Annotated in this window: 9 protein-coding genes; all 9 read left to right on the top strand. The window is 59.5% G+C overall.

All coding sequences use genetic code 11. The features are described from left to right. The first annotated feature begins 194 nt into the window (after positions 1 to 194). The 9 genes from yaaA (at position 195) to QMX98_RS25355 (ending at position 13,134) form a co-directional block, all read left to right on the top strand. On the top strand, positions 195 to 974 hold the full coding sequence (gene yaaA / locus QMX98_RS25395) for a peroxide stress protein YaaA (RefSeq protein WP_010463107.1): 780 nt from the start codon (positions 195 to 197) through the stop codon (positions 972 to 974). Between the two features lie 808 nt (positions 975 to 1,782). Beyond that, the gene (locus QMX98_RS25390) at positions 1,783 to 3,099 is read left to right on the top strand and encodes a nucleotide sugar dehydrogenase (RefSeq protein ID WP_010463110.1); all 1,317 of its coding nucleotides are present in this window, start codon (positions 1,783 to 1,785) and stop codon (positions 3,097 to 3,099) included. A gap of 224 nt (positions 3,100 to 3,323) precedes the next feature. Next, the gene (gene alg8 / locus QMX98_RS25385; RefSeq protein WP_169856528.1) at positions 3,324 to 4,808 is read left to right on the top strand and encodes a mannuronan synthase; all 1,485 of its coding nucleotides are present in this window, start codon (positions 3,324 to 3,326) and stop codon (positions 4,806 to 4,808) included. 36 nt (positions 4,809 to 4,844) lie between these two features. Further along, the gene (locus tag QMX98_RS25380; RefSeq protein ID WP_282411544.1) at positions 4,845 to 6,014 is read left to right on the top strand and encodes an alginate biosynthesis protein Alg44; all 1,170 of its coding nucleotides are present in this window, start codon (positions 4,845 to 4,847) and stop codon (positions 6,012 to 6,014) included. Positions 6,015 to 6,023: 9 nt separating this feature from the next. After that, positions 6,024 to 7,430 (top strand): alginate biosynthesis TPR repeat lipoprotein AlgK, encoded by a 1,407-nt coding sequence (algK, locus tag QMX98_RS25375; protein ID WP_010463115.1) that lies wholly within the window; start codon positions 6,024 to 6,026, stop codon positions 7,428 to 7,430. Next, the gene (locus tag QMX98_RS25370) at positions 7,427 to 8,914 is read left to right on the top strand and encodes an alginate export family protein (protein WP_154503179.1); all 1,488 of its coding nucleotides are present in this window, start codon (positions 7,427 to 7,429) and stop codon (positions 8,912 to 8,914) included. The genes algK and QMX98_RS25370 overlap by 4 nt, the downstream gene beginning before the upstream one ends. A 26-nt stretch (positions 8,915 to 8,940) precedes the next feature. Beyond that, the gene (algG, locus tag QMX98_RS25365; protein WP_102595392.1) at positions 8,941 to 10,530 is read left to right on the top strand and encodes a mannuronan 5-epimerase AlgG; all 1,590 of its coding nucleotides are present in this window, start codon (positions 8,941 to 8,943) and stop codon (positions 10,528 to 10,530) included. Positions 10,531 to 10,540: 10 nt separating this feature from the next. Beyond that, entirely contained in the window at positions 10,541 to 11,989 is a 1,449-nt protein-coding gene (locus tag QMX98_RS25360) for an alginate O-acetyltransferase (RefSeq protein ID WP_221108326.1), read from the top strand. 11 nt (positions 11,990 to 12,000) lie between these two features. Further along, positions 12,001 to 13,134, top strand: a complete 1,134-nt coding sequence (locus tag QMX98_RS25355) for a mannuronate-specific alginate lyase (protein ID WP_010463124.1) — start codon at positions 12,001 to 12,003, stop codon at positions 13,132 to 13,134. The last annotated feature ends 107 nt before the right edge of the window (positions 13,135 to 13,241 follow it).

The following is a 13,241-nucleotide window of genomic DNA, read 5'->3' as shown; positions in this document are numbered from 1 at the left end:
CCCCCCGTAGGAGCGAGGCTTGCCCGCGAAGGCGGTGTGTCAGTTGGCATCACCGGTAACTGGCACACCGCCTTCGCGGGCAAGCCTTGCTCCCGCAGGGTTTGTGCAATACCACCGATCACCTATGGACTTGATAGCTGGAGTCAACCGGTCCAACCCCCTAGAATCGCCCCACGATTAAAGGAGACGACTTCATGCTGATGGTGATTTCCCCCGCCAAGACCCTCGACTACGAAACACCGCCGGCGACCCAGCGCTTCACCCAGCCGCAATACCTGGACCACTCCCAGGAACTGATCATGCAACTGCGCGACCTGACGCCCGCGCAGATCAGTGAGTTGATGCACGTCTCCGACAAGATCGGCGGCCTCAACGCCGCGCGTTTCGGCAGCTGGACGCCAGCGTTCACACCGGAAAACGCCAAGCAGGCATTGCTCGCCTTCAAGGGTGACGTTTACACCGGCCTCAACGCACAAACTTTCAGCGAAGCCGATTTCGATTACGCGCAACAGCACTTGCGCATGCTCTCAGGCCTGTACGGCCTGCTGCGTCCTCTGGACCTGATGCAACCGTATCGTCTGGAGATGGGCACCAAACTGGCGAATGCCCGTGGCAAGGACCTGTACGCGTTCTGGGGCACCCGGATCAGCGAATGGCTGAACGAAGCCCTGGCCGATCAGGGCGACGACGTGTTGTTGAACCTGGCCTCCAACGAGTACTTCTCGGCGGTCAAACGCAGTGCCCTTAACGCACGCATTATTAATACCGACTTCAAGGACCTTAAGAACGGCCAATACAAGATCATCAGCTTCTACGCGAAAAAAGCGCGCGGAATGATGAGTCGTTTTGTCATTGAAGAGCGCGTCAACGACCCGGCAGACCTCAAAAACTTTGACGTTCAAGGCTATCGCTACAGCGCCGAACAGTCTAAACCGGACCATCTGGTGTTCCTGCGCGATCACGCGCCAGAGTAAGCACCTGACCGGCGCACGACGGCAAAAAATCGTCGTGCGTCGACGTCTGATCGTCCGACAATTCCCTGCCTTGTTCGCCGACTTATTGGCGCCAGAAATCCATCGCCTGATTTTCTAACTTTAGTTTCACTCGACTTTGATGTTTTTTTTCAGTAGTGGCACTGAAATTTTTTATCAGTAGTGGCACAAAACTATCTGACTCGATAATAAGCCTATATATAAAGGGCCAAACGGCAAGTGCTATCAATCTGAGAGCAGTGCCATCTTTCCCAATATTTCAAGAAATTTCAGAATCGGCGATGGGCGGGCCGGAACTATGTCCAAATGCGTAGCTCATACCACCGGTAACGATTTTCTCGATGCATGTACGAGATAACTTACGCAGAGAAGAGCGTCACATAGCGAAGTTGTCACATTAACTTCTGCAGACCGGACCTCTAATTTGGGCAACACATACAGGACAGGAGATACGCTTATCAATATCCCCTTCAAGGCCAAGGCTGCGCCCCTATAAACGTGCTCACCTGAGCACCCAACCGCTTGATTTACGGGCTTATTGCCTGGCATTGAGCGCGCAAGACCTTTGCACACGGTCCTCTGATTAGAAGATCGGCTGCATAACAGGGCATATCAGAATAATAAGGCCTAGTTGCGCACATCTTGAGTGCACTTATTTAGACACTCGGAACTTTGTATGCCTGCACGCGGCACTGCGGCGCCCGTAAGGCCGCACTTGCGAGTGCACTATAACGATGAACACCATTAACTCCGGCCATGTAATGGCTTGATAAACACAGAGGTAATTGCGATGCGCATCAGCATATTTGGTTTGGGTTACGTCGGCGCAGTATGTGCCGGTTGCCTGTCTGCACGGGGCCATGACGTCGTTGGCGTCGATGTTGCCAAAGACAAAATCGATATGATCAACGCCGGCCGTTCGCCGATCGTTGAACCGGGTCTGGGCGAACTGCTGAAGAAGGGTATCGAGACGGGCAAATTGCGCGGCACGACCAACTTCGCCGAAGCGATTCGCGACACCGACCTGTCGATGATCTGCGTCGGTACGCCGAGCAAGAAGAACGGCGACCTGGAACTGAACTACATCGAAGCGGTATGCCGCGAGATCGGTTTTGTCCTGCGTGACAAGACCACCCGCCACACCATCGTGGTTCGCAGCACCGTGCTGCCGGGCACTGTCGCAAACGTTGTCATCCCGATCCTCGAAGACTGCTCCGGCAAGAAAGCCGGTGTCGACTTCGGCGTTGCAGTGAACCCTGAGTTCCTGCGTGAAAGCACCGCGATCGCCGATTACGACCTGCCGCCAATGACCGTCATCGGCGAGTTCGACAAGGCCTCGGGCGACGTTCTGCAATCGCTGTACGAAGAGCTCGACGCACCGATCATCCGCAAGGACATCGCTGTCGCCGAGATGATCAAGTACACCTGCAACGTGTGGCACGCCACCAAGGTGACCTTCGCCAACGAGATCGGCAACATCGCCAAGGCTGTCGGCGTCGATGGCCGTGAAGTGATGGAGGTGGTCTGCCAGGACAAGACGCTGAACCTGTCCCAGTACTACATGCGCCCTGGCTTCGCGTTCGGCGGCTCTTGCCTGCCGAAGGACGTTCGCGCCCTGACCTACCGCGCCGGCTCGCTGGACGTGGAAGCACCGCTGCTGAACTCGCTGATGCGCAGTAACGAGTCCCAGGTGCAGAACGCCTTCGACATCGTTTCCAGCCACGACAAACGCAAAGTCGCCCTGCTGGGCCTGAGCTTCAAGGCCGGCACCGATGACCTGCGCGAAAGCCCGCTGGTAGATCTGGCGGAAATGCTGATCGGCAAGGGCTACGACCTGAGCATCTACGACAGCAACGTCGAATACGCCCGTGTCCACGGCGCGAACAAGGATTACATCGAGTCGAAGATCCCTCACGTCTCGTCCTTGCTCAACGCTGACTTCGACGACGTGATCGCCAACTCCGACGTGATCATCCTCGGCAACCGTGACGAGAAATTCCGCGCCCTGGCGCAGAACGCTCCACACGGCAAGCAAGTCGTCGACCTGGTTGGCTTCATGTCCAAAGCCACCAGCGTCAGCGGTCGTACCGAAGGCATCTGCTGGTAACAAGCCGTTCCCTGTAGGAGCCAGGCTTGCCGGCGAACCAGACGACTTGATGTGTCAGGTACACCGCCTCGCCCCTGTAGGAGCCAGGCTTGCCGGCGAACCAGGCAACGCGGTGTGTCAAGCACACCGCCTTCGCGGGCAAGCCTCGCTCCTACGGTTTTTTATGCCTGCCTTAACCCCATCGGGCCACCCCACAGGCTCGCCCGAGATAGAGACGGATGCAGATTATGCACAGGCTAAAGCACGGCCTACTTCAGGCCGCCGGTTGGCTGTTTTACCTAAGTTTATTGATGGGCATCGCCATGGCGTTGCCTGCGTCCACATTCGATTCCGATTCGAAGGATTTTATCTTCCTCATCGGTTTCATCGGCATCTGGCGCTACTCGATGGGCGCCACGCACTTTGTGCGCGGGATGCTGTTTCTGTACGTGGTCTACCCGCACCTGCGGCGCAAAGTGCGCAAGCTGGGTGACGCGGCAAACCCGTCCCATGTTTTCTTGATGGTCACCAGCTTCCGTATCGACGCGCTGACCACCGCCCAGGTCTACGCCTCCGTCATTCGCGAAGCGATCGACTGCGGCCTGCCGACCACCATGGTCTGCTCCATCGTCGAAATGTCCGATGAGAAGCTGGTGAAAAGCCTTTGGACAAAGATGAATCCGCCGGATCGGGTCAAGCTCGACTTCGTGCGCATTCCCGGCACCGGCAAGCGTGATGGCCTGGCCTACGGTTTCCGCGCCATCTCCCGCCACCTGCCGGACGACCGCGCAGTGGTTGCAGTGATCGATGGCGACACCGTGCTCGCCGAGGGCACCGTGCTCAAGACCGTGCCGTGGTTCCAGCTGTTCGGCAATGTCGGCGGCCTGACCACCAACGAGTTCTGCGAAGTGCGCGGCGGTTACATCATGAGCGAATGGCACAAACTGCGATTCGCCCAGCGCCACATCAACATGTGCTCGATGGCCTTGTCCAAGCGCGTACTGACCATGACCGGCCGGATGTCGGTGTTTCGCGCGACCGTGGTCACCAACCCGGACTTCATCGCCGACGTGGAAAGCGACTCGCTGCAACACTGGCGCCTGGGCCGCTTCAAGTTCCTGACCGGTGACGACAAGTCGAGCTGGTTCAGCCTGATGCGCCTGGGCTACGACACGTTCTACGTGCCGGACGCCGCGATCCACACCGTGGAGCATCCGCCGGAAAAAAGCTTCATCAAGGCCAGTCGCAAACTGATGTTCCGCTGGTACGGCAACAACCTGCGCCAGAACGCCCGCGCCCTGGGCCTGGGGGTTAAACGCCTCGGCCTGTTCACCTCGGTGGTGCTGTTCGATCAGCGCGTGTCGATGTGGACCTCGTTGCTGGGCTTGACGGTCGCGCTGATCGCCAGCTTCAAGTACGGCACCGCGTTCATCCTGGTGTACCTGCTGTGGATCGGCATTACCCGCCTGATCCTGACCGTGCTGCTGTCCTTGTCCGGCCACCGGATCGGCCCGGCCTACCCGGCGATTCTCTATTACAACCAGATCGTCGGCGCGCTGGTGAAGATCTACGTGTTCTTCCGCCTCGACCAACAGTCCTGGACTCGCCAGCCCACTTCCCTGACCCGTGACCTCGCCAGCTTTCAACGTTGGTTCAACACCTGGTCGTCTCGGACCATGACCTTCTCCGCCGGCAGCATCTTTGTTGCCGTGCTGCTGATGATGGTCTGACCGCCCCCTTATTGAATTAACCAGGAAAACGCCCCTATGAATACCGCCGTCAACGCCAACGTAGTGCATGAGTCAGAAGCCCAGCGCCAACACGCCCGAGTGAAAATCCCGGCCAAGCTGCGTTTCTTCGGTCCCGACCGGACCCCGGTAGAAGTTCGAGTGATCGACCTCTCCGCTGGCGGCCTGGCCTTCAACGCCGGTCAGCTGCCGCTGAAAACCGGCGATGTGTACAAGGCGCGCCTGCAATTCGTCATCGATAACCTCGGTCTGGCCATGGACGTGGAATTGCTGATCCGCTCCGTCGACCGCCAGACCGGCCGCATCGGTTGTCAGTTCCAGAACCTGGAACCCCAGGATATTTCCACCCTGCGTCACCTGATCACCTCGCACCTGGCCGGCGACATCGTCAGCATGGGTGAAGTGCTGGCCACCCTGCAGCGCGACAACTTCACCAAGGCGCGCAAGATGAAGGACGGCGGCCACGGCATGACCGCGTTCGGTCGTCTGCGCGCCGTGACCTTCAGCCTGGCGATTTTCATCGTCGGCCTCGCGGCGTTCGGTTTCATCTTCAAGTCGGTGTACGGCATGTACTTCGTCAGCCACGCCCAGGCGGGCCTGGTCAGCGTGGCAGGCATGAACATCACCATGCCCCGCGACGGCACCGTACAGAGCCTGATCAAGGCCGACGGCGTTGCTGCCAAAGGCGCGCCGCTCGCAACGTTCAGCACCAGCATGCTCGACGTACTCAAGGGCCATCTGGACGACAACCAACTGCAACCGGCCAAGGTTGAAGAACTGTTCGGCAAGCAAATGACCGGCACCCTGACCTCGCCGTGCGATTGCACCGTGGCCCAGCAACTGGTCGCCGACGGTCAGTACGCCAGCAAAGGCGACGTGATCTTCCAACTGGTGCCGCGCAACAGCGAAGCCAATGTTGAAGCGCGCTTCTCCTATCGCCAGTTCGGCGATGTGCTGCCAGGCAACACGGTCAGCTTCCAGATCGCCGGTGAAGACAAAACCCGCAGCGGCAAGATCGTCAGCAGCACCAGCCTGAAAAGCGCCGACCTTTCCTCGGACATCCGCGTGCTGATCCAGCCTGACGAGCCGCTCGACAGCAAGTTCGCCGGTCGCCCGGTTGAAGTGAACAGCACCCGTGGTCCGAACCTGAACTGGCTGATCGACAAAGCCATGGCCGCCGGTATTTAAGCAGAGGACATGCCCGTGACTAGCCCACTCAGAATCCTGCCGGTCCCGCTGACCCTGGCCATGGCAATTGCTCTGGCCGGTTGTGCCGGCCTTCCAGACCAACGTCTGGCTAACGAAGCCCTCAAGCGCGGTGACACCGCGCTGGCGGCGCAGAATTACCAGCAACTGGCAGACCTGGGCTACAGCGAAGCACAGGTTGGCCTGGCCGATATCCAGGTCGATAGCCGTGACCCGGCGCAGATCAAACAGGCCGAGGCGACTTATCGCGCCGCGGCCAGCGTCTCGCCGCGGGCCCAGGCTCGCCTGGGTCGTCTGCTGGTGGCCAAACCCGGCTCCACCGAAGCCGAACAGCACGAAGCCGAAGGCCTGTTGAAAAAAGCCTCGGCCGCTGGTGAAGGCAACACCCTGATCCCGCTGGCGATGCTGTACCTGCAATACCCGCACAGTTTCCCCAACGTCAACGCCCAGCAGCAGATCAGCCAATGGCGCGCCGAGGGCAAACCGGAAGCGGGCCTGGCTCAAGTGCTGCTCTATCGCACCCAGGGCACTTACGACCAGCACCTGGACGAAGTGGAAACCATCTGCAAAGCGGCGTTGAACACCACCGACATCTGCTACGTCGAACTGGCCACGGTTTATCAGAAACAGGCCAAGCCTGAGCAACAGGCCGAGCTGATCAAGCAGATGCAAGCCGCTCACGCTCGCGGCACGGTCACCGCTCAACGCGTGGACAGTGTGGCTCGCGTATTGGGCGATGCGAGCCTGGGCAAGACCGACGAGAAAACCGCTCAGTCGCTGCTCGAAGGCATCGCTCCGGGCTACCCCGCTTCCTGGGTCAGCCTCGCACAATTGCTCTACGACTTCCCGGAACTGGGCGACGTCGACACGATGATGAAGTATCTGGACAACGGCCGCGCCGCCGACCAGCCGCGCGCCGAACTGTTGCTGGGTAAGCTCTATTACGAAGGCAAAATGGTGCCGGCCGACGCGAAGGCTGCCGAAGAACACTTCAAGAAAGCCGTCGACCGAGAAGTGGCCGCCGATTACTACCTCGGCCAGATCTACCGTCGCGGTTACCTGGGCCAGGTCTATTCGCAGAAAGCGCTGGACCACCTGCTCAAGGCTGCGCGCAACGGCCAGAACAGCGCCGACTTCGCCATTGCCCAACTGTTTTCCCAAGGCAAGGGCACCAAGCCCGACCCGCTTAACGCTTACGTCTTCAGCCAATTGGCCAAGACGCAGAACACCCCGCAAGCCACCGAGCTTGCGCAAACACTCGAAGCCCAACTGCCGCCTGCCCAGCTCGCCGAGGCCAAACGCCTGTTGAAACAAGAACAGGACGTTCGTGGTGCCTTGAGCCAGAACACGCTGGAACTGCATGCCCTGCAAGAAGAAGACGGCGAGGAATCCCTATGAAGCTGAATCCATTCGTGAAGGCCGGTATTGGCCTGTCGTTCGCCCTGTTGTGGTCGTGCCCGACCCTCGCGGCCCTGACTGAAAGCAAAAACTACGGCCTTGATGTGAAAATCACCGGCCAGTCCCAAGACGACACCGATCTGGGCACCGCAAGCGGCGGCGACGTCAACGGCGTCGGCCTCGACCTGCGTCCATGGATCTACGGCGAAAGCGGCGCGTGGAGCGGCTACGCCATGGGTCAGGCCGTGACGTCCACCGACATCATCGAGACCGACACGCTGCAGCAGTCCGACAGCGACGGCACCCAGACCACCGACAACGGTGATCGCAAGAGCAAGAAAAACTACCTGGCGATGCGCGAGTTCTGGGTCGGCTACAGCGGCCTGACGCCGTACCCTGGCGAGATCCTCAAGCTCGGTCGCCAGCGCCTGCGCAACGACGACGGCCAATGGCGCGACACCAACATCGAAGCCCTGAACTGGACCTTCGACACCACCCTGTTGCGTGCCAACGCCGGTGTGGCCGAACGCTTCAGCGAGTACCGCACCGACCTCAACGAGCTGGCTCCGAAAGACAAGGATCGCCTGCACGCTTACGCCGATGCGGCGTATCAGTGGACGCCGGGCAACTGGGTCGGCATTCGTGGTCATCACACCCACGATGACGGCAAGCTTGACTATCCGCAACCTGGTGTTCCGGCCGATTCTCTGGACAAGAAAGAGAACGGCGACATCAGCTGGATCGGCCTGACCGCCGACAGCGATGCCTACAACTGGCGCAACACCAACACCGTCAATTACTGGGGCAGCGTCACTGGCATGAGCGGCGACCGCGACACGGTCAATCCGCTGAACGCCGACGGCACTCCGCCGGCACAAGCCAAGACCAGCGGCAACGTCGATGGCTGGGCCACTGACCTGGGCGTGCGTCTGCGCCTCGATCCGCAATGGCAAGTCGGTGCAGCCTATGCCCGCGCCAGCGCCGATTACGAACAGAACGGCCTGGAAAGCAATCGCTCGAACTACACCGGTACCCGTTCGCGGGTTCACCGTTTCGGCGAAGCCTTCCGTGGCGAAATGAACAACATGCAGACCGCTACGCTGTTCGGTTCGTGGATGCTCAACGACGAATACGACGCCAGCGTGATCTACCACAAATTCTGGCGTGTCGACGGCAACAAGCCGGTCGGCAGCAACGGCATCAACGCCGTGCAGAACGACACCGACGACGTGACCGGCGCCGTGCTCTCCAGCACGTCCCTGCCGCTGGAAGATGGCAACAAAGACCTCGGCCAGGAAATGGACGTGGTCGTCACCAAGTACTTCAAGCAAGGCCTGCTGCCGGCCTCCCTGAGTCAGTCGATCGACGAGCCTTCGGCCCTCGTGCGCTTGCGTGGCGGTGTGTTCAAGCCGGGCGATGCGTATGGCAAAGGCGTCGATTCGTACATGCACCGCGCGTTTATCGACGTGATCTGGCGCTTCTGATGCGAACCGCGAAGGGAGTTCCTGACATGAACAGTCCGAAGAGAGGCTCGTTGACCTTGCTGGCCGGCGCGATGCTGCTGGCCAGCTCGGCGGCCTTCGCCACTGCGGAGCCGGTAGCGCCCGCGCAGAAAGGGCAGCCGGCGACCATTGCCAAGGGGCTGCAACAGGCCAAGACCTACACCGTCAACAGCGCGCCGACCGAGCCGCTGGAACTGGCTGCGCCGAAACTGCCGGACACCTCCGGCTACACCGCCGAAGCCATCGCCGCGAAAGTCGTGCGCACCAAGGCCGGCAAAATCAGCGTGCGCCGGATGATGCAGGAGAACGCCCTGAAGGACTTCATCGGCGGCGATAACAAGATGGCCGAGTGGGTGGTGCGTCAGCACGGCATCCCACAGGCGATCTTCGTCGACGACGGCTACATGAACCTCAAGGATCTGGCCAAGAAACTGCCCAAGCAGTACTTCAGCGAAACCTCGCCGGGTGTGTTCCTGGCGAAGTTGCCGATCGTGGTAGGTGAGAAAGGCATCCTGGAAATCGACAAGCAGACCCAGGAACTGCGCCTGTCCCAAGAGTCCGGTTCGTTCCTGGTCAACGACGGCCAGCTGTTTGTGCGTGATACCAAAATCACTGGCTGGAGCGAGAAGGCAAACGGCCCGGCGGCCTTCAAGTCGCCGAAGGAATTCCGTCCGTTCCTGCTGTCCTGGGGCGGCACCCAGACCTACATCGCCAACAGCAAGATCGCCAGTTTCGGCTACGCCAACAGTAAGTCTTACGGCGTGAGTATTTCCCAGTACACGCCGAACATGGCCAAGGTGCTCAAGCGTCCTGAACCGACCGGCTGGATCGTCGGCTCCGAGTTCTCGGACATGTGGTACGGCTTCTACTGCTACGAGACCCGCGACTTCGTGGTCAAGGGCAACACTTACAAAGACAACATCGTCTACGGCATTGACCCGCATGACCGTTCCCACGGACTGATCATCGCGGACAACACCGTATTCGGGACCAAGAAGAAGCACGGGATCATTATTTCCCGTGAGGTCAACGACAGTTTCATCTTCAACAACCGCAGCTACGACAACAAGTTGTCGGGCATGGTGATTGACCGTAACAGCGTGAACAACGTCATCGCCTACAACGAGATCTACAAGAACCACACCGACGGCATCACCCTCTACGAGAGTGCTGACAACCTGCTGTGGGGCAACAAGGTGATCAGCAATCGCCGCCACGGCATCCGTATTCGTAACAGCGTGAACATCCGCCTCTACGAAAACCTCGCCATGGCCAACGGCCTGACCGGCGTCTACGGCCACATCAAAGACCTGAGCGACACCGACCGGGACATCAAGCTCGACCCGTTCGACGCCCAGGTGTCGCTGATCATCGTCGGTGGCGAACTGGCCGGCAACGGCAGCGGACCGCTGTCCATCGACTCGCCGCTGAGCGTCGAGTTGTATCGCGTGTCCATGCTCGCCCCGACCAAATCCAGCGGCATCAGCTTCAACGGGATTCTTGGCGAGCGCCAGGATGAAATTCTCGACTTGCTGGTGCGCCAGCAGAAAGCCGTGCTGATCGACCCTGTCGAACGCCAGACCGAAATGCAGGACTGAGGATAATTTTATGCACCCACACTTGATCAAATTACTCAGCCTGTCGGCCCTGACCGCCGGCATTCTCGCGGCCAGCGCCGGCGTCCGTGCCGATGAAGTCAAAGCCCCGAGCTTCAGCGCCGAACCGTGCTGCAACCTGTGCCCCGAAGCCCATGACGCGAAGAACTACACCACGCGTTATCAGCAGAACTTCACCACGCTGGTGCAGGCTCAGGGCGACTGGCTGTTCCGGACCCAGGAAGACTTGCGCACCGAATTCGACACCACCCCCGCCGGCTACAAACGCATGAAAGAGCTGCACGATGCGTTCAAGAGCAAAGGCGTGGAACTGGTCATCGTTTACCAGCCCACCCGTGGTCTGGTGAACCGCAACAAACTGAATCCGGAAGAAAAAGCCAAATACGATTTCGACAAGGCGCTGAAGAACTACAAGACCATGCTCGGTCGTTTCGCCGCCATGGGCTACGTAGTTCCGGACCTGTCGCCGCTGACCAACGAATCGCTGCCCGACACCCTGCCGGCCCACGACTTCTACTTCCGCGGCGACCAACACTGGACGCCGTATGGCGCCCAGCGCACGGCGAAAATCGTCGGCGAGAAAATCAAGCAACTGCCTGAGTTCGCTGACATTCCCAAGCGCGAATTCGAGAGCCATAAGTCGGGTCGCATGGGCAAGACCGGAACATTACACAACATGGCCGGTCAACTCTGTGGCACCAGCTACGCGATCCAGTACATGGATCAGTTCACCACCGAGCCCAAGGGCGAAGCGGCCGACGGCGACCTGTTCAGTGACTCCGGCAATCCCGAGATCACCCTGGTCGGCACCAGCCACAGTGGCAAGAACTACAACTTCGCCGGTTTCCTCGAAGAGGCCATCGGCGCCGACATCCTCAACGTGGCGTTCCCCGGCGGTGGCCTGGAAGGTTCGATGCTGCAGTACCTGGGCAGCGAAGAGTTCCAGACCAAGCCGCCGAAGATTCTGATCTGGGAATTCTCGCCGCTCTATCGCCTCGACCAGGAAACCATCTACCGCCAGATGATGGCGCTGCTGGACAACGGTTGCGAAGGAAAGGATGCACAGATGACCGGCAGCACCACGTTGAAACCGGGCAAGAACGAATTAATGGTCAACAGCAAGAACCTGAACCTGCAAAACGGCAGTCACCAGGTCGACATCCGCTTCGCCGATCCATCGGTGAAAACTTTGCAAGCCACCCTCTGGTACATGAACGGTCGCCACGAGGACATCAAAATCGAAAAACCGGAAACTTCCGACACCGACGGGCGCTTTGCCTTTGAGTTGCGCACGGACGAAGACTGGGCCACGCAGAATGTGCTGGCCGTCGAAATCCAGGGCCCTGAAGCAGGTGCCACGCCACAGAAAGTCGAAGCGAAAATCTGCAAACGCAATGTATTCCCTGGCGCTGGGCAGCGTACCGCTCAAGCCGGGCAATGAGGCAACCTCTTATGACATGCATGCAAACCCGAACTTTGAAAAAGTTACTCGCGCCCTCCCTGCTGACGTTGGCGATGTTCGCCGGCGCCACCCAGGCCGCCGCGCCACTGCGCCCGCCACAGGGCTACTTCGCGCCGATTGAAAAAGTCAAAACCGGCGACAAGAGCGAAGGCTGTGATGCGATGCCGACGCCGTACACCGGCTCACTGCAATTTCGCAGCAAGTATGAAGGCTCCGACAAGGCCCGTTCAACCCTGAACGAGGCCTCGGAAAAAGCCTTCCGCGACACCACCGCCGACATCACCAAGATGGAGCGCGGCACCAGCAAGCGCGTGATGCAGTACATGCGTGACGGTCGTCCGGAACAACTGGAATGCACCCTGAATTGGTTGACCGCCTGGGCCAAGTCCGATGCGTTGATGTCCAAGGACTTCAACCACACCGGCAAGTCCATGCGCAAATGGGCATTGGGCAGCATGGCGTCGGCTTACATTCGCCTGAAGTTCTCCGATTCGCAACCGCTGGCCAACCATCAGCAAGAGTCGCAGTTGATCGAAGCCTGGTTCAGCAAAATGGCGGATCAGGTGGTCAGCGATTGGGACAACCTGCCGCTGGAAAAAACCAACAACCACTCGTACTGGTCCGCCTGGTCGGTGATGGCAACGTCCATCGCCACCAACCGTCGCGACCTGTTCGACTGGGCAGTGAAGGAATACAAAGTCGGCGCCAATCAGATTGACGCCCAGGGTTTCCTGCCCAACGAACTCAAGCGCCAGCAACGTGCCCTCGCCTACCACAACTACGCCCTGCCGCCGCTCGCGATGATCGCCAGTTTCGCTCAGGTCAACGGTGTGGACTTGCGTCAGGAAAACAACGGCGCGCTGAAACGCCTGGGTGACCGGGTGTTGTCGGGGGTTAAAGACCCGGACGAGTTCGAGAAAAAGAACGGCAAGGAACAGGACATGACCGACCTCAAGGTCGACTCGAAATTCGCCTGGCTCGAACCGTTCTGCACGCTCTACACCTGCTCGCCGGATGTGCTCGAGAAAAAACACGAGATGCAGCCGTTCAAGACCTTCCGCCTCGGGGGTGACCTGACCAAGGTCTACGACCCGGCCAACGAGAAAGGCAAAAAAGGTTCGTAGCCAAAGCACAAAACCTTGTAGGAGTGAGCCTGCTCGCGATTGCGGCCTGACATTCAACATTCATGTCGACTGACACGCCCTCATCGCGAGCAGGCGCACTCCTACAG

The sequence above is a fragment of the Pseudomonas sp. PS02303 genome (genome assembly GCF_029959925.1).
GTDB classification, from domain to species: Bacteria; Pseudomonadota; Gammaproteobacteria; order Pseudomonadales; family Pseudomonadaceae; genus Aquipseudomonas; species Aquipseudomonas mandelii.
The sequence above is the reverse complement of the archived record's forward strand: the minus strand, read 5'-3'. Positions and strand labels throughout refer to the sequence as shown.